This window comes from Hymenobacter piscis (assembly GCF_018760735.1).
In the GTDB taxonomy this organism is placed as follows: domain Bacteria; phylum Bacteroidota; class Bacteroidia; order Cytophagales; family Hymenobacteraceae; genus Hymenobacter; species Hymenobacter piscis.
In genome coordinates, this window is the sequence record NZ_JAHHZN010000006.1 from 60,518 (window position 1) to 85,971 (window position 25,454).

The 25,454-nt window shown below is 64.2% G+C and carries 26 protein-coding genes, 1 tRNA gene and 1 pseudogene; 15 read left to right on the top strand and 13 right to left on the bottom strand.

Features of this window, described 5'->3' with window-relative positions; genetic code table 11:
• Nucleotides 1–25 precede the first annotated feature (25 nt).
• Nucleotides 26–661: a T-complex 10 C-terminal domain-containing protein gene (locus tag KLP40_RS08375; RefSeq protein WP_215593327.1), complete on the top strand. Its 636-nt coding sequence runs from the start codon at nt 26–28 to the stop codon at nt 659–661.
• Between the two features lie 104 nt (nt 662–765).
• Here KLP40_RS08375 and KLP40_RS08380 read toward each other — a convergent pair whose 3' ends face one another.
• From KLP40_RS08380 to KLP40_RS08390, 3 genes and pseudogenes are all read right to left on the bottom strand, one after another.
• The gene (locus KLP40_RS08380) at nt 766–1,059 is read right to left on the bottom strand and encodes a LytR/AlgR family response regulator transcription factor (RefSeq protein ID WP_215593328.1); all 294 of its coding nucleotides are present in this window, start codon (nt 1,057–1,059) and stop codon (nt 766–768) included.
• A 76-nt stretch (nt 1,060–1,135) separates the two neighbouring features.
• A pseudogene (locus KLP40_RS21635) lies at nt 1,136–1,471 on the bottom strand (LytR/AlgR family response regulator transcription factor); the annotation flags it as partial.
• A gap of 170 nt (nt 1,472–1,641) precedes the next feature.
• Nucleotides 1,642–2,772 carry a sensor histidine kinase gene (locus KLP40_RS08390; RefSeq protein ID WP_215593329.1) on the bottom strand — a complete coding sequence of 377 codons (1,131 nt, stop codon included), beginning with the start codon at nt 2,770–2,772 and terminating at the stop codon, nt 1,642–1,644.
• Nucleotides 2,773–3,000: 228 nt separating this feature from the next.
• Here KLP40_RS08390 and KLP40_RS08395 point away from each other — a divergent pair, with 228 nt between their 5' ends.
• Nucleotides 3,001–3,756, top strand: coding sequence for a carboxypeptidase-like regulatory domain-containing protein (locus KLP40_RS08395; protein WP_215593330.1), 756 nt, complete (start codon nt 3,001–3,003; stop codon nt 3,754–3,756).
• The gene (locus KLP40_RS08400) at nt 3,657–5,456 is read left to right on the top strand and encodes an outer membrane beta-barrel family protein (RefSeq protein ID WP_215593331.1); all 1,800 of its coding nucleotides are present in this window, start codon (nt 3,657–3,659) and stop codon (nt 5,454–5,456) included. The genes KLP40_RS08395 and KLP40_RS08400 overlap by 100 nt, the downstream gene beginning before the upstream one ends.
• A 90-nt stretch (nt 5,457–5,546) precedes the next feature.
• Here KLP40_RS08400 and KLP40_RS08405 read toward each other — a convergent pair whose 3' ends face one another.
• Together KLP40_RS08405 and KLP40_RS08410 are read right to left on the bottom strand one after the other, a co-directional pair.
• Entirely contained in the window at nt 5,547–6,572 is a 1,026-nt protein-coding gene (locus KLP40_RS08405) for a hypothetical protein (protein WP_215593332.1), read from the bottom strand.
• Nucleotides 6,573–6,905: 333 nt separating this feature from the next.
• Entirely contained in the window at nt 6,906–7,775 is an 870-nt protein-coding gene (locus tag KLP40_RS08410; protein ID WP_215593333.1) for an AraC family transcriptional regulator, read from the bottom strand.
• A 140-nt stretch (nt 7,776–7,915) separates the two neighbouring features.
• On the opposite strand from KLP40_RS08410, the gene KLP40_RS08415 reads away from it, so the two are divergent.
• The 3 genes from KLP40_RS08415 (at nt 7,916) to KLP40_RS08425 (ending at nt 10,402) form a co-directional block, all read left to right on the top strand.
• The gene (locus KLP40_RS08415; protein WP_215593334.1) at nt 7,916–8,317 is read left to right on the top strand and encodes a hypothetical protein; all 402 of its coding nucleotides are present in this window, start codon (nt 7,916–7,918) and stop codon (nt 8,315–8,317) included.
• A 201-nt stretch (nt 8,318–8,518) separates the two neighbouring features.
• Nucleotides 8,519–9,739 (top strand): tol-pal system protein YbgF, encoded by a 1,221-nt coding sequence (locus tag KLP40_RS08420; RefSeq protein ID WP_215593335.1) that lies wholly within the window; start codon nt 8,519–8,521, stop codon nt 9,737–9,739.
• Between the two features lie 165 nt (nt 9,740–9,904).
• Nucleotides 9,905–10,402: a hypothetical protein gene (locus tag KLP40_RS08425; protein ID WP_215593336.1), complete on the top strand. Its 498-nt coding sequence runs from the start codon at nt 9,905–9,907 to the stop codon at nt 10,400–10,402.
• A gap of 20 nt (nt 10,403–10,422) precedes the next feature.
• Here KLP40_RS08425 and KLP40_RS08430 read toward each other — a convergent pair whose 3' ends face one another.
• From KLP40_RS08430 to KLP40_RS08440, 3 genes are all read right to left on the bottom strand, one after another.
• Nucleotides 10,423–11,010: a phospholipid scramblase-related protein gene (locus KLP40_RS08430; RefSeq protein WP_215593337.1), complete on the bottom strand. Its 588-nt coding sequence runs from the start codon at nt 11,008–11,010 to the stop codon at nt 10,423–10,425.
• A gap of 73 nt (nt 11,011–11,083) precedes the next feature.
• Nucleotides 11,084–11,830 carry an MBL fold metallo-hydrolase gene (locus KLP40_RS08435; RefSeq protein ID WP_215593338.1) on the bottom strand — a complete coding sequence of 249 codons (747 nt, stop codon included), beginning with the start codon at nt 11,828–11,830 and terminating at the stop codon, nt 11,084–11,086.
• 123 nt (nt 11,831–11,953) lie between these two features.
• Nucleotides 11,954–12,409 (bottom strand): DinB family protein, encoded by a 456-nt coding sequence (locus tag KLP40_RS08440; RefSeq protein WP_215593339.1) that lies wholly within the window; start codon nt 12,407–12,409, stop codon nt 11,954–11,956.
• Between the two features lie 143 nt (nt 12,410–12,552).
• Here KLP40_RS08440 and KLP40_RS08445 point away from each other — a divergent pair, with 143 nt between their 5' ends.
• From KLP40_RS08445 to KLP40_RS08470, 6 genes are all read left to right on the top strand, one after another.
• Nucleotides 12,553–14,001 (top strand): aldehyde dehydrogenase family protein, encoded by a 1,449-nt coding sequence (locus KLP40_RS08445; protein ID WP_215593340.1) that lies wholly within the window; start codon nt 12,553–12,555, stop codon nt 13,999–14,001.
• A 305-nt stretch (nt 14,002–14,306) separates the two neighbouring features.
• Entirely contained in the window at nt 14,307–16,358 is a 2,052-nt protein-coding gene (locus KLP40_RS08450) for an FAD-dependent oxidoreductase (protein ID WP_215593341.1), read from the top strand.
• A gap of 81 nt (nt 16,359–16,439) precedes the next feature.
• Nucleotides 16,440–16,886 carry a hypothetical protein gene (locus KLP40_RS08455; RefSeq protein ID WP_215593342.1) on the top strand — a complete coding sequence of 149 codons (447 nt, stop codon included), beginning with the start codon at nt 16,440–16,442 and terminating at the stop codon, nt 16,884–16,886.
• Between the two features lie 187 nt (nt 16,887–17,073).
• Nucleotides 17,074–17,583: a hypothetical protein gene (locus KLP40_RS08460; RefSeq protein ID WP_215593343.1), complete on the top strand. Its 510-nt coding sequence runs from the start codon at nt 17,074–17,076 to the stop codon at nt 17,581–17,583.
• 122 nt (nt 17,584–17,705) lie between these two features.
• Nucleotides 17,706–18,218, top strand: a complete 513-nt coding sequence (locus KLP40_RS08465; RefSeq protein WP_215593344.1) for an acyl-CoA thioesterase — start codon at nt 17,706–17,708, stop codon at nt 18,216–18,218.
• Between the two features lie 123 nt (nt 18,219–18,341).
• Entirely contained in the window at nt 18,342–18,899 is a 558-nt protein-coding gene (locus KLP40_RS08470; RefSeq protein ID WP_215593345.1) for a type 1 glutamine amidotransferase domain-containing protein, read from the top strand.
• Between the two features lie 110 nt (nt 18,900–19,009).
• Here the strand turns inward: KLP40_RS08470 and KLP40_RS08475 are convergent, their stop codons facing one another.
• On the bottom strand, nt 19,010–19,501 hold the full coding sequence (locus KLP40_RS08475) for a DUF6992 family protein (protein WP_215593346.1): 492 nt from the start codon (nt 19,499–19,501) through the stop codon (nt 19,010–19,012).
• Between the two features lie 71 nt (nt 19,502–19,572).
• The gene (locus KLP40_RS08480) at nt 19,573–20,271 is read right to left on the bottom strand and encodes a porin family protein (protein WP_215593347.1); all 699 of its coding nucleotides are present in this window, start codon (nt 20,269–20,271) and stop codon (nt 19,573–19,575) included.
• A gap of 212 nt (nt 20,272–20,483) precedes the next feature.
• On the opposite strand from KLP40_RS08480, the gene KLP40_RS08485 reads away from it, so the two are divergent.
• Nucleotides 20,484–20,558 (top strand) — tRNA-Val (locus tag KLP40_RS08485).
• A gap of 99 nt (nt 20,559–20,657) precedes the next feature.
• On the top strand, nt 20,658–21,569 hold the full coding sequence (locus tag KLP40_RS08490; RefSeq protein WP_215593348.1) for a histone deacetylase family protein: 912 nt from the start codon (nt 20,658–20,660) through the stop codon (nt 21,567–21,569).
• Between the two features lie 34 nt (nt 21,570–21,603).
• Here the strand turns inward: KLP40_RS08490 and KLP40_RS08495 are convergent, their stop codons facing one another.
• The 3 genes from KLP40_RS08495 to KLP40_RS08505 all read right to left on the bottom strand — a co-directional run bounded on the left by KLP40_RS08495 (nt 21,604) and on the right by KLP40_RS08505 (nt 24,814).
• Nucleotides 21,604–22,314: a methyltransferase domain-containing protein gene (locus KLP40_RS08495; protein WP_215593349.1), complete on the bottom strand. Its 711-nt coding sequence runs from the start codon at nt 22,312–22,314 to the stop codon at nt 21,604–21,606.
• A gap of 113 nt (nt 22,315–22,427) precedes the next feature.
• Nucleotides 22,428–23,612 carry a type III polyketide synthase gene (locus KLP40_RS08500; protein ID WP_215593350.1) on the bottom strand — a complete coding sequence of 395 codons (1,185 nt, stop codon included), beginning with the start codon at nt 23,610–23,612 and terminating at the stop codon, nt 22,428–22,430.
• A gap of 86 nt (nt 23,613–23,698) precedes the next feature.
• Nucleotides 23,699–24,814 (bottom strand): NAD(P)/FAD-dependent oxidoreductase, encoded by a 1,116-nt coding sequence (locus KLP40_RS08505; protein WP_215593351.1) that lies wholly within the window; start codon nt 24,812–24,814, stop codon nt 23,699–23,701.
• Nucleotides 24,815–24,991: 177 nt separating this feature from the next.
• Between KLP40_RS08505 and KLP40_RS08510 the strand changes: the two genes are divergently transcribed.
• Nucleotides 24,992–25,363, top strand: coding sequence for a T9SS type A sorting domain-containing protein (locus KLP40_RS08510; RefSeq protein ID WP_215593352.1), 372 nt, complete (start codon nt 24,992–24,994; stop codon nt 25,361–25,363).
• Nucleotides 25,364–25,454 lie beyond the last annotated feature (91 nt).

Sequence of the window (25,454 nt, forward strand, 5' to 3'; positions counted from 1 at the left end):
TTCTTCTTCCATCTGACTCTTTTGCATGCATAAGTCCCTCCTTTTGTTTTCCGCCGCGGCCAGCCTGGCCGTGGTTTCCTGCAACCAGGATAAGCAGGCCGCCGTGGATGCCGCCACCACGCCCTCGGCCGATACGGCCGTAGTGGTCGACGATGACATGGCGTACCGCGCCGATGCCGACCGCGTCATCACCCGCGTAGCCAACGACCTCGACCTGCGCGATACCACCGTGGTATCCACTATCGGCCGAACCTACTATACCCGGGGGCGCCGTCTGGCGGAGGTGAACAACCGCTACACCACCGACACCACCGGCCGCTACGCCGCCCTGCGGGCCGTGAACGACGAAACGGACAACGCCGTGAAAATGGCCGTGTCGGACGAGCAGTACAACACGTACAGCGCCAACCGCGAGGTGTATTATGAAGGCACGCCCTACACCGTGGTGGCGGTGCGCGAGCCGGCCGCGGCCGCTCCGGCCCGCCGCACGGGCCCCAGCATCGTGAAGTACGACAAGAAGAAAAACGGCGAAACCAAAATCGTGTACTCGAATGGCAAAACCGTAAAAATCGATAAGGATGGCGACACGAAAGTGGAGTATCCTAACGGCACCAAAGTAAAGCGCGACGCCGACGACGGCGAAGTGAAAGTGAAACGGTAACCCCCCCGGTTTCCGAAGCTGCAAAGCAAAAAGGCCGCCGCACCCGACTGGTGCGGCGGCCTTTTTTGCTGCCCGATACACTTCCGTCGGCGGCGCGGAACGGCTTACTTCTTGAAATACGCCAGCAAATCGGCCCGGTGGGAGTTGCCGATGGGCAGCAGGGTGTTGTCGAGCAGCAGCACGTTGTCGGGCTGGAGCATGCGGATGTGGGCGGCGGCCACAATGAAGGAGCGGTGCACCCGCACGAAGGCCGGGCCCAGCACCGCCACCATTTCCTTCATGGTGTGGTGCAGCAGGTAGCTTTTGGTGGCCGTCGTGATTTTCACGTAGTCCTTGCAGCCCTCCACGTACACAATGTCGCGGTGGGGGACTTTGAGCAGGCCCTGGCGTTTCTTCACCAGCAGGTATTTTTCCTCGGTGGTGTCGGCGGGGGGGCACGGGCTGGGTGGCGGGCAGGCGGGCCACGGCCTTCATGAACCGCTCGTAGCTGAAGGGCTTGAGCAGGTAGTCGAGCACGTCCAGCTCGTAGCCCTCGTAGGCGTACTCACGGTAAGCGGTGGTCAGCACGGTTTTGGGCGGGTGGGTGAGGCTTTTCAGGAAGTTCAGGCCCGTTACCAGTGGCATTTCAATATCCAGAAACAGCAAATCCACGGGGTGCTGGGCCAGGTGCTCGTAGGCTTCCATGGCGTTGCGGCACTTGCCCGTGAGCGTGAGCCCCGGCGTCTGGCCGATGAACTGGGTAAGCACCTGGTGGGCCAGCGGCTCATCATCCACAATCAGGCAACGAACGGGGGCGGGAGTAGTGGTCATTGAATAGGTGATGAGGTAATGGAGTGATGAGGTGATAAAGAGAACGTCATGCTGAGCGAAGTCGAAGCATCTCTACCGCTTCGTTGCAGTCGTAATCCAACGAAGCGGTAGAGATGCTTCGACTTCGCTCAGCATGACGTTGTTTTTACATGACGTTTTGCTACAGACAACTACACCCGCAGCGTCAGCTCGGCGCGGTAGCGGCCGTTGTGCTCGGTGAGGTGCAGCTCGTGGGCGTTGGGGTAGTACAGGTTCAGGCGCTGGCGGATGTTCTGGAGGCCGATGCCGCCGCTACGGCGCGGGGCGGCGGCCGGGGCTTCGGGCAGCATGTCGTTTTCGATGAGGAAGTGCAGGCGGCCGGGCGAGGTGGTGAGGGTGGCCAGCACGGTGGCCGCGTCGGAGAAGTGGTGGCGGCCGTGCTTGAAGCTGTTCTCCACCAGCGGCAGCAGCAGCAGCGGCGGCACCTGCACGCCGGCCGCGTCGCCCACGGCCCGGAACTCCACCCGCGCCCCGGCGTACTTGCGCTGCTCCAGCTCGAAGTAGTTGGCCATGAATTCTACTTCCTCGGCCAGCGGCACCCGGGCCTTACCGCTGTCGTAGAGCACGTAGCGCATCAGCTCCGAGAGCAGCAGAATGAAGCGCGGCGTTTCGGACGAGCCGGCCAGACTCAGGCCGTAGATGCTGTTGAGGGTGTTGAACAGAAAGTGGGGCTGCAGCTGGGCCTTGAGCTGCTCCATCTGCAGGGCCAGGTGCTCCTTCTCGAGGTGGCGGCGGCGGTATTCCTGCTGGAAAGCAAACCGCACGAAGGCCACGCAGCTGAAAGCCAGCAGATCGGTGAGCAGCAGCCCAAGGTGGGGCAGGCCGATTGTGGGCAATGCGCCGCTGGTCCAGAGGTAGCCCTGGTGGTAGTACCGGGCCAGCAGCGGCGGTTGGGCAACGTGCTGAAACAGGCCGTAGCTCAGTACCATATTCAGCTTCATGCCCCACCAGACATACACCAGGCTAGCCACTCCCAGCGGCAGGTAGCGGCGGCGGCGCAGCAGCAGCGGCAGCAGCCCCCGGTAGTAGGGCACCAGGTAGAGTGAAGCCAGCAAGGCAAACAGCACCAGCTGCGGGTAGGGAAACAGGTAGGAATGGCGCAGGTTGGCCTGCTCGGCGCTGGACGTCAGGCGGGTGGCTCCCTCTATAAACACGCTGTACTTGTACAGCCCGACGTACAGCGCCCACACCAGCCCCTCGAATACGAGCGGAAAGCGGCTGGGCCGGTCGGGGGCGGAAGGAGGGAGGGAGGGCGTTTGCATGGGCCCAAGTTGGCGGATTTTCTGGCCGACTTCCGCATGCCAACGGCCGGATTTCGACCAATGGGGGGGATTTTTTCGACTAAAAATCCGGGCCGGCTACTTGGTCGGGCCGGGGCCGGGCATGGTCGAAAAACGCGTTGGAAACGCTTCGGGAGGCGGTTGCTTTGTCCCATTCCCAGCCGGCTAGCGGTTGGCTTCTCCCTCCACTTCCTTCTTATTTCCAGCCCCATGAAAACTGCTCCCGCCGCCCTGCTCTTCGTTGCTGCCCTGGCCGCCGTGCCCGCTGCCGCTACTGCCCAAACTACTGCTGCTGCTGCCTCGGCCGGCCGGCAAGCCCCGGCCGCCGCCCTGAGCGGCACGGCCACCGACAGCCTCACCCGGCAGCCCCTGCCCTTCGCCACCATCGTGGCCAGAAAAAGCACCGACCCGGCTTTCGTGCTGAGCACGATGACCGACGAGAAGGGCGCGTTCCGCTTCGAGGGCCTGGCGGCCGGAACCTACAACCTGCTGGGGACCTATATCGGGTACCAAAGCCGCACGGTCGAGTCGGTGGTGGTGCGGGCGGATGGGGCCGGCACCCAGGGCCTGACGATTAGCCTGGCGCCGGACCAGCAAGTGCTCCAGGAGGTCAAGGTAGTCGGCAACCGGCCGTTTATTGAGCTGCGCGCCGATAAAGTGGTGCTCAACGTGGCCGAAAGCCCCATCGCCCAGGGCGGCAACGCGGCCGAAGTGCTGGCCCGCGCCCCGGGCGTGGTGGAGCAGGGCGGCCGCTACCAGGTGCGGGGCAAAACGGCCCTGGTGCTCATCGACGGCAAGCAAACCAAACGACCTGGCCGAGCTGCTCGCCTCCCTGCCCAGCAATACCCTCGACAAGGTGGAAGTCGTTGCCAACCAACCCTTCGGCCCGCTACGACGCCAACGGCGGGGCCGTTATCAACATTCTCACCAAGAAAAACAGCGTCTTCGGGACCAACGGCAGCGTGAGTGCCGGCGTGGGAATCGGCCGCTTCGCCCGCTACAACAGCGGCTTCACCCTGAGCTACCGCCGCAATAAGCTGAACGTATTCGGGGGCCTGGACTACCAGCGCACCAGGCAGTACCGCCGCGTGAGCAGCAACCGCACCCTGAACCAGGAAACGCGCATCGACGAGGCCAGCTACAGCGTAACCGAGCGCAACAGCCAGACGGCCCGCCTCAATGTGGACTACGACCTGACCGAGCGCAGCTCAGTGGGCCTGCAAATCCGGGGGATAACCAGTGCCCGCGCAGTGGATGGCACCACCACCTCCACCGTGGCCGCCGTGGCTGGTCCGCCCAGCGCCACCAACCTGCTGCAAACCGACGGCACGGCGCGGGGCTTCAATCCCACCATCAGCCTCTATTACCGCACGCTGCTGGATTCGGCCGGCGGCGAGCTGAAGGTCAATGCCGATTACCTCACCTTCAACAAGCGCTTCGATGAGCAGTACCGCAACACCGGCTACAACCTGCTGAGCCAGACCGCCACGGCAGGTGCGCTGCGCACCTCCTCGCCGGCCAGCAACGCGGTGGCTTCCGTTACGGCCGACTACACGCGGACTTTCGGCAAAGCCACGGCCCTGGAAGCCGGCCTGAAGTCCCTGCGCACCATCACCGACAACGACATCCACTGGGAAAACCTGGCCGAGGGCGGCAACTGGCTCAACGATGCGCGGCGCACCAACCACTTCGTGTACCGCGAGTACATCAACGCGGCCTACGCCTCGGTGCGCCAGCCGGTAAGTGAGAAAATAGGGGTGCAGCTGGGGCTGCGGGCCGAGCACACGCACAGCGAAGGCGAGTCGCTGACGCTCGGGCAGGTAAACCAGCGCGACTACCTCAACCTGTTTCCGAACGTGTCGGTGGACTACGCCATGTCGGAAAAGCAGCAGTGGAACGTCAGCTACCAGCGCCGCATTGACCGCTTCCGCTTCGACATTGTGAACCCCTTCCTGACCTACGTCAGCCCCTACCTGTACTACCAGGGCAACCCCGGCATCCGGCCCTCGCTTTCCGACAACTTCTCCATCTCGCACAGTTACAACAACGCCGTGGCTACTTCCGTGAGCTACGGCCGCCACACCAAGGCCCTGGCGGAAGTATTCCGCCGCGACCCGGCCACCAACATCGTCGTTCAGTCTGATGCGAACCTGAGCCGGGCCACCTCCCTGGATGCCAACGTGAGCCTGACCAAGCAGCTGGCGGGCGGCGCCGTAACCACGATGAACTTTGTGGGCGCCACTTACGTGCGGTTTTACTCGCCGGATATGCCCTGGCTGAATCAGGCGAGCGTGGGCGTCATGGCCAGCAGCAACAACACGGTAAATCTGCCCGGTGGCATGCGGGCCGAGCTCAACCTGTTCTACCGCTCGCCGCTCACCTACGGAGCCTACTCCTTCAAAGCCCAGTACAACGCCAGCATTGCGGTATCGAAGCCGGTGCTGAAAGAAAAGGGCACCCTCACGCTCACCATCCTCGACCCGCTGAACCTGCAGAAAAACCGCTACGATACCCGGGCCGCGGAAGTACAGGCCTATAGCCTCGACAAAACCGAAACCCGGTTCGCGCGGCTGAATTTCAGCTACCGCTTCGGCAACCAGAAAATCAAGGTAATCAGAACGCGCCGCACGGGCATCGAAAGCGAAAAGAACCGCCTGGAAAACTAGCGCCCCTGCCGGCCTGCTGCTGCAAAACGCCTTGCGCCCCGGAGCGCCTTCGCTGGAAGGCCGCCGGGGCGCAACGGCTTGCCGGTGTGGTTACTTTCGCACGCCGTACGCCCGCAATTCGGCATCGAGGTGCTGGTTCCAGCGCTCCTGCGCGGCGGCATTGGTGCCGCCCTGGGTTTCCTGGTCGTACTGGTCCTGCAGGTGGTTCATTTCGCGGAAAGAATCCAGGTATTGCCAGCCCAGGATACTCTGGTAGTCGCGCACGGTGAGGCGGTCGGGGGTGGCTTTGCGCCGGAACCGCTCGGCCACCAGCCGCACAATATCGAAGTGGCGCTGCTCGTGGTTGAGGTTGTAGGCCGTGCGCTGGCCTTCAGCCACCCAGGAAGAGCTGCGCACCACGTAAATGCGCAGGCGTATTTCCAGCTCCACCACCCCGTTCACCACCCGCGGCCGGCCCTGGTAGGCAAACCCCGGAAACACGGCCGCCGCGTACCGGCCTTCGGGGCGGGGCGAGCCGGTGAAGTCGGACCAGGCCAAGGGCCGGGCTGGGTCGTAGAACAGCGTATCGGGCTCCGATTGGCGGGTTTCGTAGCGGAACGTGGGCTGTACGGCCGTGGCCAGGCGTGCATCCCGGGGCAGGGCCTGCGCAAGCCACTGGTTGAAATACGTGAAGCCACCCAGCAGCGTCTGCCGCAGCGTGGGCTCCACCACCGCCCGGCTACTCAGCGGCCGCCGGTACCGCGCCCCACCCCGATACTCGGTCAGCGTCAGGGTTTCGCCTTCGGCGTTCCGCCAATCGAAGGCCAGCCGTACGGTTACCTGCCCGGCCGCCTGTTGGTTGGCGGCAGGCGTTTCCTGCACCCGGCACTCCAGCACCCGCACCGTCACGGCGTAGCGGCCGGCGGGCCGGGGCAGGCTGCGGGCCACAAACTGCCGCAGGGCCGCCTCGGTGCCGCCCTGCAACCCTACCGGCTGGGTGTTGGCTCCGGCCGTAGCGGGCAGGAGCGTCGCCACGGCCGGCTGGCCCGGTCGCGCGTCGCGCACGGCCTGCACCGTGAACAAGGGCGGGGCCCCCGTCCAGGTGGCGGGCTGCAACACCAGCGGAGCTTCCGCCACCGGCCCGCCGGGTAGCCAGCCCCACCAGATAAGAAGAGGAAGTAAAAAGCCAAGCATCTGCCTTTGCAGACACCGCCCGGGCCCGGCTTGTTCCTTTAGCGGCGGAGGGGGAGGAGGAGGTGATGGGGGGAGGAGGTGAGGAAGTGAAAAAGAACGGTCATCCTGAGCGGAGCGAAGGACCTTGTCACTTCAGCACGAACCACAACCACGACCCGTTGCAACGTGATAAGATCCTTCGCTCCGCTCAGGATGACCGTTCTTTTTCACTTCCTCACCCCATCACCTCCTCACCTCCTCCCCCCATCACCTCCTCACCTCCTCACTCAAAAAAACCTACTTGCCCATGCGCTGGCGGCGGTATTCGGTGGGGCTCTGGCCGGTGAACTTGCGGAAGGTTTTGTTGAAGTGCGAGAGGTTGTTGAAGCCGCAGGAGTAGCACACTTCCGTCACGGCCAGGTCGTCGTCGAGCAGCAGGCGGCAGGCCTGGCCCACGCGGTATTCCTGCAGGAAATCGGTGAGCGTGTGGCGGGTCATCTTTTTGAAATAGCGGCAGAACGCGGGCACCGAGAGGTAGGCCACATCGGCTACTTCCTGCACCGAGAGCGAGGCGCGCTGGTAGTTCTGCTCCACAAACTGGTACACCCGGCTCAGGCGCTGCTGCTCCTTACCGCTCAGGCCCTGGCCGCCGGTGCCCGCGTGCAGGGGCTGAATATCGGTGGTGGGGGCCTGGGCCAGCTCCTGCAACACCTGCAGCAGCAGCAGCAGGCGCATAAACGGCGGGGCCGACAGCAGCTGCCGCAGCGCCGGCCCGACGGCCGTGCGCGTGGTGCCGCCAAACGACAACCCCTCGTGGGAGCGGGCCAGCAGCTGCCGGATGGCGGCCAGCTCGGGCTTGTCCCAGAAGTCGGTGCCCAGGAAGTCGCCGCGCAGCTGCACCACAATTTCCTCGAAGGGCGTGCCCACCGGCTGGCCGTAGCTGAAGGTCAGGTGGGGCAGGTCGGGGCCGATGAGCACCAGTTCCCCGTCTTCGAAGCGGGAAATGTGCTGGCCGATGTGCCGCCGGCCGTGGCCCTGCGGAATGTAAACCAGTTCGTACTCCGGGTGATAGTGCCAGAGCAGCTCGGCTTTGCTGACTTCGGTGTAGTGCAGGAGCGTAAAGGAGCTGTCAACGGTGGGATGAATGGGCTCAAATTGTAATTTCACGGCGCGGTAATGCCTCAGTGGCTTGAGTGGGAACGTGAAGTTAATACATTTGGTCAATCGGGCACCAAAAATGGCGAACCAAGTTGTAGTAAACCGCGTACCTGAAGCTGACCTTTGTTAAACTCAATCCCCGCTGCCTGATGAAAACGCTTTATCCTTACCTGCTGGCCCTGACGCTGTTCGCGCTGCTGCTCGTGGGCGCTCAGGTTTCGCACGCTCATCCGGCCGCCCTCAGCCCCGAGTCGGTGGAGGTGCGCAGCACCCGCCTGACCCGCTACCTGACCCAGTCGCTGGACCTCTCGCGCCGCCAGCGCAAGGCCGTGGAGCGCAGCACCCGCTCGTACCTGACGCAGCTGGCGGATCTGGGGGAAACCGCGGAGCGCCCCGGTCTGGTGGCTGCCTCGGGCCAGGGACGTCTGCTGCCCAGCCCCGCCGCGCTGCAGGCCGAAAAAACTTACGAACAACAGCTGGCCCGCATCCTGACGCCCGGCCAATACAATGCATACAGCTGGCTGACCCACCAGTCCGGCGCTGCCCGCTAGGGTAGAGCAACCGGAACAGACATCCAGCGGCTTTGGGTGGGAATTTTAGCCGCTGGCCGTTTCCTGACTGCTTTTGGTGGTTGGTAAACGCAAAAGAGGTTGAGGCTGTGGGAGCTTCAGCCTCTTTTTTTTGTTGCGGTCCGTATGTAAGGGCTCCTTCCCGCCCTTTTCTCCTTTCTTAGGGGTCACAAGCTGTACTCTATGCGTCTTTTCCTGCTTGGCTGCCTGGTGCTGCTCTCCCTCGGAGCGCGGGCCCAACGGCCCGATACTACCCGAATTCAACTCTCGAATGTAGACGTGGCCCCCGCTGCCGTGGATATTTCCGGCTGGCTGCTGCTCGATAAGGACATTCAGACCGAGCTGGAAGGAGCGGTGTACAACATCTATAACTTTCAGCACGACAAGGCCGAGCGGCAGTTCCGCAGCCTGCGCCGCCGCTACCCCAACCACCCCATGCCCTACTTTCTGCTGGGCCTGACCACGTGGTGGAAAATCATGCCCAGCAACATCACCAGTGAGCAGTACGACAAGGTATTTCTGGCCTACATGGACACGGCCATTACCAAGGGCGAGCGGCTCTACAAGGACGATAACGAAAACTACGAAGCCAGCTTTTTCCTGTCGGCCGCCTATGGATTTTCGGCCCGCCTGCACTCGGAGCGCCACAACTGGAGCAAGGCCACCTTCGCCAGCAAAAATTCTCTGCGCTACCTCAACAAAAGCCAGGAAGCCAACGGGCTGAGTCCGGAGTTTCTGTTCGGGCAGGCGCTCATCAATTACTACGCGCCCTGGATAGCCGACAATTACCCACTGCTCAGGCCGGTGCTCATTTTCTTTCCCAAGGGCAACAAGAAGCTGGGCCTGCAGCAGCTGCGCAACGTGGCGGCTAATGGCTTCTACACGGCCCCGGAAGCCCGGGTGTTTCTGATGAAAATCCTCTACAACGAGGAAAATAACCCGGCGGAAGCCCTGCCCCTGGCCCGTAGCATGGCCACCAAATACCCCGACAACGGCTATTTACAGCGCTTCTATGCCCTGATGTGCTTCCAGGCCGGCGAGTCGCGGGAGTGCGAGCGGGTGAGCCGGGAAATTCTGGACAAAATCAACCGCGGCCTGCCGGGCTACGAGGCCATCAGCGGCCGCTACGCCACCTTTTTCCTGGGCAATCTGATGCAGAATCAGTACAAGGACCTCGACAAAGCCCGCGACTACTACCAGCGGTGCGTGGTGTTTTCAGAGAGTACCGGCGACACCAAGCAGGGCTTCTACCTCTACTCCGTGCTCAACCTGGCCCGTATTGCGGATAAGAGCAAGGACGTGGCCACGGCCTCCCGCTACTACAAGGAAGTGCAGGACAAAGCCGAGCGCAAGTCCGACGCGTTCAACGAGGCCAAAGCGTACCTGAAGAAAGCACGTCGGTAGGCTCGGGGCCGGCATTGGCTTGCCAGAACGGCGGCTTCGTCTCAACAGGAACGTAATTCGTCGGAAAACAGGGAGTTAGGAATCGGTCGGGCAAACGGAGGCGGGTGCGCAAATCGTATCTTATTGGGAGCGGGCCACTAACTTGGGCGCTGCATCATCCGTCCCATGAGCCGATTCTCGCCCGCTTACCTGATTTACGCCTACCACCAGCCTCTGAAACTGCTCCGGGTATGGTGGCAGAGGCCGCAGAGCCCGGCGCAACTGCCAGGGCTGCTGGAGCACATCGGCAGAGCCATTGAGCGCTATGCTCCCCGGCAATTGCTGCTCAATCTGCAGGATCTGCCGCCCTTGCAGCAAGAGGGAGAGCAGTGGCTGAAATCGGTCTGGGCTCCCCGCCTGCGTCAGTCGGGTATCAGCCGTTTAGCCTTGTTGCTGCCCGCCGACAGAACCAACCTGCGGGTGCTGGAAAGCTTGCTTTGGGAGGCTCTCACCAAAACCCTGCCCTATGAGGTGCAGTATTTTCCGGATTTGCCCGCCGCCCTCGATTGGGTAACGGATGCCGAGCTGCCGACCACCGAGCGGCACTGGGCCCGCAGCTGGCGCGGACCAGCCCTGCTCCGCAGCCGGCGGCGGCGCCGGAGCAGGGCTGCCCTGGTGGGGTAGCGTAACGGATTGGCGGAGAACTACTGCCGCTCGTTGAAAACCGTATCGATGGCCAGGCCGGCGGCCAGCAGCAGGGCACTGGAGGCCGCTTGCTGCTCGCCCATATCGTGGAGGGAAACCAGGTAGTTGTCGGCCGTGGTGAAGAGCTCCCGCCCGATGCCGGCCCACTTTTTCGTTACCAGCCCGATTTCCTGGCCCGAAGCGCTGATGAATTTGAAGTCCCAGCCCTTCCAGTTACCTTTTACCTCGGCAATCTGCTCGTGCTGCATGTTGAACACGTAAAAGCCGCCGCCCAGCGAAAACAGCTTGCTCTTGAAGTAGCCGATGGGCTGATTCTGGGCGTCGATGACGTGAACTTTGGCCCGCAGCAGCGTCCAGCCGCGCTCAATCCGGAACAGGGGCGCCGCTTCGGGCTGCTCGCGCACGGCAATGGTGACGGGCAGCATGCGCTTCTGCACGAGCAGCCGCAGCCACACGGCCCAGCCGGGCGTGGCCTCGGTGGCGTAGCCCAGCTGCTGCTGGGTTTCGGGATCGAGAATGTCGTAGGTGTCCTTGAGTTTGAACACGCCCGCGTGTTCGCGGATAAAGAAGGTGCGTCGGTTGAGCATACAGCAGGAAGGAAAGGTGCGGCAAGCTGCAATTTTGCTCCGACCTACGCAACCCACCGGGTCGGCCGGCGCCTCAAGGCCGGCCAGTCAGGGCCGTCTGGGGCTGGCGGCGGGCCTGTTCGCGCAGTAATTCTTGAGTGTGGGTGAGCAGACTAACGTCGCCGCTGGAGCCGTGGGCGGGCACCACTACCCGGGCTTTGGCATAGCGGCGGCGCAGGGTGCGCAGAGCGGCCGGCCACTGCTTCAGGTTCGCTTCCGGAGACTGTCCGAGGCCGGTGGCCGCTTGGGCGCGCACCAGCTCGCCCCCGAACAGCACCCGGCGGCGCGGCAGCCAAGCCACCACGTTATCGGGCGCCGAGCCGGGGCCGGGAAAGAACAGCTCCAGCCGCGTGCGCCCGGCCCGGATGAGCGTGTAGGGCTTGAGCGCCGCCGTGGGAGCCACCTGCTGGGGGTACTGCTGGTGCCAGCGCGCCGCCGTGGCCGGGCTGCTGTACACCCGGATGCGCTGCTCGCGCAGCACGGCCAGCCCCCCGGGCCGGGCCGTGGCCGCCTGCGTGACGATGGCCAGCCGGATTCGTTCGTGCAGGCTGTCGGCCACCCATTGCAGGAGCTGGCGGGTCTGCTCGGGGTCCCAGGCGGTGTCAATCAGAATAATTCCTTGTTTGGTGCGCACCAGCAGGCCGTTGCTGGCTACCGGCTTGCCCGGGCCCGGCGGCTGGCTGTACGCCGTGGGCACCAATACGTCGGGGGCTAGGGGGCGGACCCGCAGCGGCGGCAGAACCGGCGGGGTGCCAGCCTGGCCCACCAGGGGAAGCAGCATGGTGAAAAGCAGGAAAAAACCGGCCAGAAACCGGAAAACAGAGGCAAAAGCAGGCACTTGGCGCATCGAAAGGGGAAAAGACAAGTCCCGCTAACGTTGGCCGCTGCCCAAAAAGTGCCCGGCCTAGCGCGGAGTCCGGTCGAGGAGTTGCTGCACGTGATGCTCCAGGTGCACGGCGTAGTCTTCTACCAACCAGTGCAGCGTGGCTTCAAAGCCGTTATCGAAGGTGCAGCGGTGGGCGTGGGCCGCGGGCGGAATCCGCTCTATCAGCCGGATGAGCTGGCGGTTATGGGTGGTCCAGAGGCTGAGCAAATCCTCCAGGGGCGTGTGCTGGTAGTCGGCGCACTGCACCCACGCATCCTGGTTGTAGGAGTCCAGTACCAACGGCTCCGGCTCGGTGAGGGCCAGCACGAAACGGCGGTGGTTGTTCACGGCCGAATCAATCAGGTGCCCCAGAATCTGCTTGCGCGACCATTTGCCGGGGCCGGGCGAACTGGTGAGCTCAACCACCGAAAACAGGGGCAGCCGGCTGTTGAGCAACGTCAGTAATTCGTGTAACCGATGACAAACCTGGTGCATAGCAAACAAGGGTAGGCCCCCCGGGCCCGCGAAGCAGCCGAACAATTGCACAAAGATGCCGGTATGCAGGAAGAATCGGGTGCCAGACGCCTGAAATTTGCTGCTTTTCTTTTCTGCGCTTTCCTTTTTCGCCTGTTCCCGCCATGAGCTCTACTGCCACTGCCCCGCTGCCGGCCGCTTCGCGCGCTGCCTCCATTCCCACCCTGTTCGCCCGCCAGCAGGCCCGCGCCGAAGCCCTGCGCCGGGAAGCCGTCAGCAGCCGCGCCAACCGCCTGCGCCGCCTCGATGCCTGGATAACCGATAACCGCCAGGCCATTCAGGAGGCCCTTTACGCCGATTTCCGCAAGCCCGCCGCCGAAACCGACATCACCGAAATCTGGTCTTCCCAGACCGAGCTGCGCCACACCCTGCGCCACCTCAGCCAGTGGGCCGCCCCGCGCAAGGTGGGCACGCCCATGGCCCTGGTGGGCACCCGCGGCTGGGTGCAGCCCGAGCCCAAGGGCGTCTGCCTCATCATTGCCCCCTGGAACTACCCCTTCTACCTGGCCATCGACCCGCTGATTTCGGCCTTGGCGGCCGGCAATGCCGCCATCATCAAGCCCTCCGAAATGACGCCTTCCGTGGCCGCCCTGCTCAGCCGCCTGTGCCGGGAGCTGTTCGATGAGGCCGAGGTGACGGTGGTGGAAGGCGACAAGGACGTGGCCACGGAGCTGCTTCGGCTGCCCTTCGACCACATCTTTTTTACCGGCAGTCCGCAGGTGGGCAAAGTAGTGATGCGCGCCGCCGCCGAGCACCTCACCAGCGTCACGCTGGAACTGGGCGGCAAGAGCCCCGCCGTGGTAGATGAAACCGCCGACCTGCGCGACGCGGCCGAGAAAATCATCTGGGGCAAGGGCGTGAATGCCGGCCAGACCTGCGTGGCCCCCGACTACGTGCTGGTGCACGAATCCGTCCGCGACCAGCTGGTGGAAGAGCTGCGGGGCGTTGTCAGCCGCTTCTACTCGCCCGAGGGCCAGCCGGTGCGCGAGTCCGCGTCCTACGCCCGCCTCGTCAACGACCACCACTACGAGCGGGTAGCCGGTCTGCTCGAAGATGCCCGGGCCCAGGGCGCCACCGTGGCCCTGGGCGGCGCCACCGATGCCGCCAGCCGCTTCATCGAGCCCACCGTACTGCTCGATGCGCCCACCGACAGCCGGGTGATGCAGGAGGAAATCTTCGGGCCGCTGCTGCCCGTGCGCACCTTTCGCAACCTGATGGAGGCCGTGGACGAGGTAAATGCCCGGCCCAAGCCCCTGGCGCTCTACGTGTTCACCCAGGACGCGGAAAATCAGCGCTACCTGCTCCAGAACATTCCGGCCGGTGGAGCCTGCGTCAACGAAACCATTCTGCACCTGGCCCACCCCGACCTGCCCTTCGGGGGCTTCGGCAACAGCGGCCTGGGCCGCTGCCACGGTCACGCGGGCTTCATGGCCTTCAGCAACGAGAAATCGGTGCTCAAGCAGCGCACCGGCCTCACGGCCCTCAAGCCCGTTTACCCGCCCTACACCCCGAAAGTCAAGAAGCTCATCAACATGCTGGTAAAATGGCTCTAGCGGGGAATAAGTGAATGGGTGGGTGAGTGGATGATTGAACAGTTAAAATGGGAACGTCATTCTGAGCGTAGCCGAAGAATCTCGTGGGCGGAAGTTGCTAAACCAGCCAGACGTCGGGAATTACTTTGGCCCGCGAGATTCTTCGACTCCGCCTCCGGCTGCGCTCAGAATGACGCTCCTCTTTCAACCGTCCACCCATTCATATTTCGTATGCAAGCCGAGTAATTCGGGAAAATTGCCGAACTTTTAGGGCCCGCCGGCCTGGTGGGTGCCGTTGCCCACTTTCTGCCCTCCCGCCCACTCGCATGCAGCTTACCGATGCCCAGCGCGCCACGCTCCGCGCCCTCGCCGATACGTTCATTCCGCCCTTATCGGCCCCGGCTGGGGCACCCGACGCGGCCTACCGGGCCCATCCCGGCTCGGCGGGCGTAGACCTGGACCAGCTGGCCGAAGCCCTGGCGGCCCAGCCGGCCGGGGCCCGGCAGGAGTTCGGCCAGCTGCTGAAGCTCCTCGATTCGCCGGCCCTGGGCTTGACCTGGTTCGGGCCGCTGCGGCCCTTTACGCGCCTGGAGCCGGAGCAGCGCGAGAAGCTGCTGCAAAGCTGGGCCTCCTCGAACCTGCCCCACCTGCGCAAAGGGTTTCAGGCTCTGCGCAAGCTGTGCATGTTCCTGTATTACGGCGGCTCGGTGCCCGGGCAGGAAAAGCTGGTCTGGGATGCCATTGGCTACCCCGGGCCCCAGGTGCCGGCCGAAACCGTGGCGGCCGAGCCGCCCCTGCGCCCCCTGCAACCCACCCAGGACGTGGTGTACGACTGCGAGGTGCTGGTGATTGGAAGCGGGGCCGGGGGCGGGGTGGTGGCGGGCGAGCTGGCCGCCGCCGGCCACGATGTGCTGGTCCTCGAAAAAGGCCCCTATTTTCACCGTCCCGATTTCTCCCAGCGGGAAGTCGATATGCTGGGCGCCCTCTACGATGCCCGCGGCACGCTCAGCACCCAGGACGGCGGTGTGGCGGTGCTGGCCGGTTCCTGCCTGGGCGGGGGCACCACCGTCAACTGGGCCGGGGCCTTCCGCACTCCCGATTACGTGCTGCAGGAATGGGCCCGCGAGCATCAGGCCCCGCACTTTGTGTCGGAGGAGTTCAAGCGCAGTCTGGATGCGGTGAGCCGGGTGTTGGGCGTGAACATCGACTACGGGCGCCACAACGGCCAGAACCAGGCCCTGCTGGAGGGCTCCCGGCGGCTGGGGCAGGAGGTGAAGCTGATTCCGCGCAACGAGCGTCACCCCGCCGATTCAGAGGACCACTTCCAGGGGCTGGGCTACAGCTGCTTCGGCGACCGGCATGGCGTGAAGCAGGGCACCCTGAATACCTACCTGCAAACGGCCTTCGAGCACGGCGCCCGCCTGCTTTGCGATACCCGGGTGGAGCGCGTGACCGTATCCCGGGGCCGGGCCACCGGGGCCGAAGCCGTATACACCGCCCCCGACGGCCAGACCCGGCGCGTGACGGTGCGGGCCCGCCGGGTGGTGGTGGCGGGCGGGGCCATCCAGACGCCGGCCTTATTGCTGCGCAGCGGGTTGCGCCATCCGCATCTGGGCCAGCACCTGCATCTGCACCCTACGGTGGTCGTTTCAGGCATCTATCCGCACCCCATCAACCCCTGGCACGGGCCCATGATGTCGGTGGTGAACGATGGGTTTACCATGCTCGACGGTACCAACTTCGGGGCCAAGATCGAAACGCCGCCCGCCCATCCCGGCCTGATGAGCATGGTGCTGCCCTGGTGCTCGGGCCGCCAGCACAAGGAGCTTATGCAGCAGGCCGCCCACCTCGGCTCGTTCATCGTGCTCACCCGCGACCGGGACGGGGGCCGCGTGAGCGTGGACAAAAACGGCCAGGCCCTGATTGACTACGCGCTCAGCGACTTCGACCGCCGCCATTTGCTGCGCGGGGTGCGCGCCGCCGCCGATATTCACGTGGCGGCCGGGGCTACTACCGTGCTGCTGCCCCACGGCACCCTGCCCCAGCTGCACGCCGAAAACGGCCGGCTGCGCAACCCCGAGGTGCTCGACAACCTGCCGCACCTGAGCTGGAAAGCCAACCAATTTGGCCTTTATAGCGCCCACCAGATGAGTACCTGCCGCATGGGCGGCCACGCGGCCACGCACCCGGCCAGCCCCAGCGGGGAGCTTTACGAAGTGAAAAACCTGTACGTGGCCGATGCCTCGGCCTTTCCGGCCTGCAGCGGCGTGAACCCCATGCTCACGATTATGGCCCTGGCCCACTACCTGGCCCAGGAGCTCAAAGCCGGTCTGCCCGCCGCCGGTACCGCCGTGCCGGCGGCGCTGACGAGCGAATAAAGGCTTCGGCGCACCCGGATGGGGTACTTTCGCGTACGGAATTCCAGTACTGCTCCTTTTCCCCTTTCTTTCCTCCGCGCTATGTCCTTTCTGCGTCTTTCCCTGACCCTGTTGCTTGCCACCGGTGCGCTGGCCGGCTGTGCCCGCCGGAAACCGGCGGCCGATGCCCCGGCCACCTCGGTTTCGGAACCTGCCATGAGTACGGTGTCGGCCAGGGCCGATGCCAGGGCCGCCGCGGCCGCCCCGCCCGCCGCCCGCGACCTGACCGACGTGCTGACCGAGGAGCTCAACCTGACCACTGAGCAGCGCAGCCGGGTCCGGCAGATTTTCACCAGCACCCTCACCCAGGCCCAGCAAACCCAGCAGCGCCTCAAAGCCGACCGCCCCGCCATGCTGGCCGAGCTCAAGCGCCTCAACGCTGCCTCCGACCAGGAGCTGCAGCAGGTGCTTTCGGCCGAGCAGTATCAGCAGCTCAAGGCCAAGCAGAAGCAGGTGCAGGAGCAGATGCGGGCCCGCAAAGCCCAGTAGTCGTTTTACCAGCCGCCCTTCGCGCCGCCCCGCCGATAACCTGTTTCCGGAAAGCAGGCTGTCGGCGGGGCTGTTTGGTGGTGGGAAAAGCTGACCGTGGGCAACCCTTTGCCAGCCAGCATCATCTACCCCGGCAAGGCGGCCCGAAAACCGGTGCGGCCGACCACCTGTCAAACCCCGGATGCCGATGAAACTGCTGCTCTTTGCCGTCGCCCTGCTCGGCGGCCCCGTCGCCCTGGCCCAGCCTGCACCCGCTGCCCTGGCCCACCGCATCAACCAGCTCATGCGCGACCCCGCCGAGCCGGAAACCGAGCTCAAGGTGGTGCTCACGGACTGCCACATCACCCAGCGGGTGCGCCAGTACCGCGCCCGGCCCAAGGCCGATGCCACCACTGTGCAGGTCAGCCACCAGAAAAACGGCGGCAACTGGTCGGTGCGCACCGATGGCGCGGTGGCCTTCGAGCTGACCCTGGGCTCGGAGTGGCGCCAGGTTGCAGCCCTGACCTACACGCTCCACCACGCCGACAAAACCGGTGCGCCCTACTACGTGGTAACCGTGAACCGCCGCACCCAGTCGGCAACCGGCTCTGCCAACACCACCCTGGAGCTGCCCCTTTACACGGCCGACGAAGCCCTAGTCCGCGACGTAGTGGGCCAGCTGGAGCAGCTGCGCCGGGGCTGTGGCGGCCCGCAGTAAGGCGCCGGCCCGCATGCCAGGGCCGGCTTTCAGGTTCCCGGCGCGGGCAGGAGGCGGGGCAAGCGGCCGGAAAAAGGTAATTTTGCCTCTGCTTTCTCCACTTTACCCCTTTTCGCCTGCTCATGGCTGCTGCCCTCATTCAGGTTCCCGAAACCACCCACCGCGTCCGGTTTCAGGACTGCGACATGCTGGGCCACCTCAACAACGCCCGCTACCTCGATTACTTTCTGAATGCCCGCGAGGAGCACGCGCTCCGGCACTACACCCTCAACCTGGGGGAGCTGGCCCGGGAGGCCGGGGCCGGCTGGGTGATTACCAAGCACTGCATTGCCTATCTGCGCCCGGCCCGCCACGCCGAAACCGTCCTGATTCGCACCCAGCTCATTCATTTCGATAACTCCAACCTCGTGGTGGAAATGCAGATGCTGCGCGAAGATGGCCTCCAGCTCAAAGCCGTGCTCTGGTCGGAAATGGCCTTCGTGCGCCTGCCCGGCGGCACCCGCACCGAACACTCCGACGCCCTGATGGACCTGCTCGAACAGCTCGACGTGGAAGACGTAAGCTACGACCCCGATGGCTTCGATGAACGGGTGCGCCGCCTGCGCAAGGAGCTCAAGCGCGAGCGGAACGGTTAAGCTGCCTGGGGCCAAATGCCAAAATCCTGCTCAACCTCCGGGGCGGTCTGCCGTTAAAGAAGAACCGAAAGGGCTCCGGCTCTTTCGGTTTTTTTCTATCCTTTCTACCTGACCCAACCCACCATGAGCATTCTTGGAAGCGACGCCCTGAAGGGCAAAAAAATAGCCATTGTAGCCACCGACGGTTTCGAGCAGTCGGAACTCGAAAAGCCTAAAAAATACCTGCAGGGCGAAGGTGCCGAAACCCACGTTATCTCCCTGAAAAGCGGCTCTATCAAGGGCTGGGACGAGAAGGACTGGGGCGATAAAGTAGACGTAGACAAGGTTATCGGCGACGTGAAAGTGGCCGACTACGATGCCCTGGTACTGCCCGGCGGCCAGATGAACCCCGACGTGCTGCGCACTAAGCCCGAAGTAGTGAGCTTCGTGGGCGAGTTCGTGCGCTCGGGCAAGCCCGTGGCCGCCATCTGCCACGGTCCCTGGGTGCTGATTGAAGCCGACGTGGTGCAGAACAAGCAAATCACCAGCTGGCCCAGCCTGCAAACCGACGTCAAGAACGCCGGCGGCAAGTGGATCGATGAAACCGTGGTGGTAGATGGTAACCTCATCACCAGCCGCAACCCCCAGGACATTCCCAACTTCAACGAGAAGATTAAGGAAGCCCTGGTAGGCAAGAAGTAACCATTGCCGCCGCGGCCCTAGTGGTCCGGCTTATGAATCAGGTCCCCCGTTTCCCCGCTTGCTGAAGCGGAAGAAGCGGGGGACCTGGTTTTTGACGGGAAACGGAATGCCTAGAGTGCCAGCAGCTGGGCCGCGAACCGGTGGTAGGTGAAGTAGAAGGCCAGATCGAACACGAGCAGGAAACCACCTTGGAGCCAGAGCGATTTGCCGATGCCCAGCAGGCGCTCGGGCCGCTCGGCGGTGGCCGCCCGACGCCGGAGCCAGCTGCCCAGCAACAGGTAGCCCACGTCGAGGCCGGCGTTGAGCAGCAGCAGGTTCTCGAGCCAGGTCTGGGCTTCGAGGCTGGCCGGGAGCGTGAGCCCGGCCACCTGGTTGGGGTGGGCCCGCAGAATGCCCCACACGGCCAGCAGCGCGTTCACCACGTTCCAGCCCACGTTCATCAGGTGAAAGTGATGTACCTCGGTGCGCGCATCGGTGCGGGCCACATAGTAGCCGCTGCCCACCAGATTGAGCAGGGCCCAGGCCCCCAGCACTGCCATGGCCTGCTCCGTGAGCAGTTCCCGGCTGTGGTTGAGGGCAATTAACTCGGCGGATGGGAGCATAGGTAGAAACGCGGAGTACAAAAAAAGGAAGCCCCGCGGGGCTTCCTTCTCAGAACCGGCCTGGGAGCAGATTAGTTGGCAATGCCGATACCCACGTACACCTGGAAGGCGCCGTTCTTGATGTTGGTAATGGCGTCGGCGGCCACGGTTTTGGGGTCTTTGATAATGTCGTTGAAGCCGGCTACGTAGCGCCCTCCAATGCGGGCCGGCCCTACGCGGGCTTCGAGGCCGGCGGCCAGCCCGTAGTCGAGGCTGCTGTAGGCGTAGTTGTAGGCGTTGTTGTCGTTGGCAATCTTACGCTCCTGGCCGTTTTCCACCACTTTCGTCAGCAGCGAAACCTGGGGCCCCACGTGCAGGCTCACGTTATCGAGGAAGTTATATACCAGCAGCACGGGCACCTGCACGTAGTCCAGGCGGGTGTCGTAGGCGCCGGTAGCGGTGGTGGTGCCGTTGTTGCCGGCAAACCCCTGGCGGCTGTAGAGCACCTCGGGCTGAATGGAGAACTTGTCGCTGAAACCGTATTGCGCGTACACGCCGGCGTGGAAGGTGTTATAGACGCCCTCCTCGCTGTAGTTTTTCTTGTCGTCGCCGCGGAAGTGGGAGGCCGTAAAGCCGCCTTTGATGCCGAAACCGGTATTACGCGAGTTGGTACCGTTGGTGCCCATGGCGGAATAATCCGTCGAAGAGCGAACCCCAATGGGGCCATCGGTTTGGGCCAGGGCGGTGGCGCTGAACGCGCAGCCGGCCAGCAGGAGTGCCAGGTGTTTCATAAAAGCAGGAAGTGAATAGAGAGTCCGGAGAATGAGTAGCGAAAGCGCGCCGGCGGGCGGGCTCCGTTCGTAAGCCGCTATACTTGCCCGCGCTCAGAAGGTTACAGCGTGCTGCCCCGGAAAGCCCGAATGTTATACCCGCCGAAAGTAGTTAATACACGCGCAGCGTTTATCTTTGGCCCTTTACGGCCGCCGCCACGTTGGTTTTGACCGGGGTGTTAGCTCAGTTGGTTCAGAGCACTACCTCGACAAGGTAGGGGTCATCGGTTCGAGCCCGATACGCCCCACACAAAACCGCCCGAATCCGAAAATAACCGCCCCAGTCCGGCGGTTATTTTTGTGCCCGGCCCAACTGCTGGGCGGCCGCTTTTCTAGCCCGTGCCCGTATGCTTTCCATTGCCTGGGCCCCCTGCTACGCCCACCCGCTGCCCGACAACCACCGCTTTCCGATGCTCAAGTATGAGCTGCTGCCCGAGCAGCTGCTGCGCGAGGGCACGGTGCCGCAAAGTGCCTTCTTCGAGCCCGTTCCGCCCCCCGAGGCCGACATTCTGCGCGTGCATGATGCCGGTTATTACGGCCGTTTGCGGGTCGGGGAGCTCACGCGCCAGGCGGAAAGGGCCACCGGCTTCCCCTGGAGCCCGGCGCTGGTGCTGCGCGAAACCACCATTCTGGGCGGTACGCTGGAAGGTGCCCGCCGGGCCCAGGCCAGCGGGGGCGTGGCCCTCAACATTGCCGGCGGCACCCACCACGCCTTCCGCGACCGGGGCGAAGGGTTCTGTCTGCTCAACGACCAAGCCGCGGCAGCGGCGTATCTGCTGGCCCGGCCGGAGCGGCAGGTGCGCCGCATCCTCATCATCGACCTCGATGTGCACCAGGGCAACGGCACGGCGGCTATTTTTGAGCATGAGCCCCGGGTGTTCACCTTCAGCATGCACGGGGCCCGCAACTACCCCCACCGCAAGGAGCGCTCCGACCTCGACCTGCCCCTGCCCGATGGCACCGACGATGCCGCCTACCTCGCCCTGCTGCGCGACACCCTGCCCCGCCTGCTGGCCCAGCACCGCCCCGATTTCGTGTTCTACCTGGCCGGCGTGGATGTGCTGGCCACCGATAAGCTGGGCCACCTGAGCCTGAGCCGGGACGGCTGCCGCCAGCGCGACGAGTACGTGCTCGGCCTCTGCCACCGGCACCGGCTGCCGGTGATGGTATGCATGGGCGGCGGCTACTCCCCCCGCATCATCGACATCGTGGAAGCCCACGCCAACACTTTCCGCGTCGCCGCTGATTTGTGGGGCTAACGGTGAATGAGTGGAGTGGGGAATGACAGTTCACTCATTCCCCACTTATCAACAGCTGCCACCGGAAGGCCCAGCGCCAACGCAGGCGGTAGCGCCTGATGCCCGCTGCGGCCAGCAGCTGGTGCAGCTCCCGGCGCGTAAAGGCCCGGGCTACCGATAGGGGCGCATCGTGGCGGACGAGGCGGGAGCCGCCCAGCAGGCGCGTGAGCCAGCGGATGCTGTGGTAGGCCAGGGGGTGGCGGTGCAGGTCGTTGATGATGACGGCCAGTCCGGCCTGCTGCTGCCACTGGGCTAGCATCGTCGTCAGCTCGGCATCCGGGAAGTGGTGGCAGAACAGACTGGCCGTAAGGATATCGAAGGGCTGCTGCCGGAAAGCGGGGGAGAAGATGTCGGTCTGCTGAAAGCTGATTTCGGGGTAGGGGGCGCTCTTGGCGGCGGCGTATTCCAGCATGAAGGCGTTGGCATCAATGCCCGTCAACTCCACGGCCACGTTCCGGCGGCGGGCCCAGCGGGCAATCTGGCGGAGCGTGTCGCCGCCGCCGCTGCCCAGGTCGGCCAGGCGCAGGGGGCGGCCGGCCGGGAAGTGGGGGCGAAGGCGGTCCAGGGCATCGAGCACCGGCGCGTAGCCGCCCAGCCAGGTGTTCACCGTCTCCAGCTCGTCGAGGTTCTGCCGCAGCTCTTCGGAGGCCAGCGTCAGGTCATCCATCAGCTCCGGCTGCTCCGAGCGGACGCGCAAATCGGCCATGCTTTCTGTAATGTGATGAATGTGGTTCGGAATGTGGTGAATGCGCCCGGTAGTGCGGGCCGTGCTTTGGCGGCCGATGCCCGCGCAACAAGGGCAACCGCCGGGACTGACGGCTATGCTTCGCTCAGCAGGTGCTCTGTGGTCTTGGTATTTCGCTCATTCTCCACATTGGCCACATTCTGCACATTCCCTACCGCTACCGTGAGCAGCATGGCTTCCAGGGTGAGGCCGGGGCCGAAGGCGAAGCTGAGCACCGGCGCGCCCGCGTCGGCGGCCGTAAAGCTGGCCAGCAGGTCGCGCAGCACGAACAGCACCGTGGCCGACGACATGTTGCCATACTCGCGCAGTACCTGATAAGCGAAGCGGTTGTCGTGGGTCGTGAGTCCCAGGGCTTCCTCAATCGACTCCAGAATTTTCCGCCCCCCGGGGTGAATGGCAAAGGCCCGCACGTCTTCCAACTGCACCGGCAAATCGGCCAGCAGGCGCTGGGTAAGCTGCCCGATGCCCTGCTGAATCATGCGGGGCACGTAGGAGGAGAGCGTCATCTCAAACCCGAAGTCGTTGATGTGCCAGGCCATGTCGGCGTGGCCATCGGGGGCGAGGCCGCAGTGAAAGGCCGTGAGGGCCAGGCTGGGCCGGGAGGGTGAGGGCTCGCCCTGCACCAGCACCGCCGCCGCGCCGTCGCCGAACAAGGCGTTGGAGACAAGATGGTCGTCTTCCTGGCTTTTCTGGAAATGCAGGGTGCAGAGCTCGGTGCAGACCACCAGCACCCGCGCCCCGGGCGTGGCGCGGCAGAAGGCATCGGCCAGCTTGAGGCCGTTTACAGCCGCATAGCAGCCCATGAAGTTCACGCAGGTACGCTGCACATGACCCGAAAGCCCCAGCGCGCCCACCAGCTCAATATCGAGGCCGGGCGCGTACATGCCCGTGCAGCTCACCGTAATCAGGTGCGTAATGCTGGCGTAGTCCACTTCCGGCAGCTGGCCAAGACAGGCCCGCACCGCCTCCACCGACAGCGGCAAGGCGTGGCGGCGGTACTCGGCCATGCGCCGGCCCACCGAAGGAAACGGCGCCAGCCCGGGCGTATTCGGGAAAAACTCGAACTCCCCGTTCACGCGGGCATAATCCGGCAGTACGGAGTAGCGGTGGCCGATGCCCGACACCCGGTAGAGGGCGCGCAGCTTGCGCGTGTTGCCTTCATCCAGCTCCAGGGCGCTGGCCATGAAGTCGGCAATCTGCAATTGAGGAATACGGTGGGGCGGGTTGGCCGTGCCAATGGCACACAGGTAGCTACTCATCAGGGGCAGTTTACGTAAAAAAGTGGCCCCGAGGGGTATAGCTTTTCGTGGTTGGTGCGGGGGAAGCGGGATTTTCGGGGCAAACGCTAGAAAACCGTGCCGTGGGTCCGGCGCATCAGGCCCTGCACCACTCCCGGCAACTGCCGCAGGCCGCTCACCATCACCTCACTTAACAGGGGCTGCCCGAAGGCCCGCTGCACGGCGCGGCCCACCCGCAGGCGGCTACCGAAGGCCTGCTGCCAGCTGCGCGCGTACGCGGCCTCCAGCTGCGGGCGGGTAAGCTGCCGGCGCAGAAAGGCATCGGCGTGGGTAGCGGCCAGGCTGGCCCCGTGAATGGCCATGGCCATGCCGTTGCCGCAGAGCGGGGTAATGAGGCCGGCCGCGTCGCCGGCCAGCAGCACGTGCTGCTCCAGGCACGTTTTGGGAGCAAAGGAGATTTCGTTGATGACTTCCGGCTGGGGATACAGCACCTCGGCCTGAGTCAGGATGTGGCGCAGATGGGGGTTGCGGGCCAGCACTTGCTCTTCGAGCCGGGCAATGGTGCCCTGGGCCTTGAGGTTGCGGCGGGTGGTGAGGTAGCAGAAGCAGAACTTGTCGTCCTCAATGGCCGAGATGCCCGCGTAACCGTCCGCGAAATTGTGCAGGGCAATCAGGTCCCGGGGCATGGCGGCGTAGCGCAGGTGGTATTTCACGCCCAGGTAGGGCGAGCGTTGCGTGAAAAAGGGCCGGTTGAGCTGCCGGTCGAGGGCGCTGCGCTTGCCGTAGGTGCCCAGCACCACCCGGGCCGGCAGGTGGCGGCCGTCGGCCAGCACTACCTGGTGGGCATCGGTGGCCTCGTCGAACTCTACTTCCGTTACGGTAGCGTGCACCACGTTCACGCCCAGGGCCAGGGCGCGCTGGTAGAGAAACTCGTCGAGCACGTAGCGGCTGAGGCCGAAGCCACCCAGGTCGAGAGGGGCGTCCAGCAGGCGGCCGGCGGGCGAGCTGACTTGGAACCGGGTGAGGCGCGCCGGGGCCAGCGGGGTCAGGTCGATGCCGAGGCGGCGCAGGTAGGGCAGCACCTCGTTGGACACGTACTCCCCACAGACCCGGTGGAACGGATAGTGCCGCCGCTCCACCAGCGTAACGGCGTGCCCGCGCCCGCGCAAATCCAGCGCCGCACACAACCCGCCCAGCCCTCCTCCGATAATGACAACGTCCAACTTATTTCAAACGGTAAAAAGGTGAGGATGAATGGTAAACAAGATGTTTCATCGAAGAAGTGTTATATTCTGCTGGTTAAGCCAAATGCAATGGTATTTTTGTCAACCTAAATCATCTCCCATCGTTAGCAATAGTCGGTTTGGGCTGCCTGCCCCGGCCATTAAGCCCAGTACCCTATGATGCCACTCCTACGCGCTTTTTTTCTGTTCACTTTTCTGGTGGCCGGTCTGCCCAGCAGCTTGCCCGGGGCCCACGCCCAGGCCGCTACGGCCCGGCCGGCACCCAAACCAGCCGAGGAAAAGGCCTTGCTGGTATTCCCGAATCCGAGCACCGGCATCGTGCACATTGCCATCAATGGGTTTGAGGGCCGCAAGCTGGAACTGCGGGTGCTTAACATCATCGGGACGGTGATGTACCGCGAAACCCTGACGGAGCTTAACGAGCGATACACCCGCACGCTGGACCTGAGCAAGTTCGCCAACGGCCTGTATTACGTAAAGCTGGAAGCCGACAACGCCAGCGAAATGCGCAAACTCGTTATCCGCTAGCACTTCCGGCTTGGCGAGTAACAGACCAGGCCCCGGTCACGAATCATAACCCTGGCATCTACGCACAGAAGAGGCCCCTGCCACGGCAGGG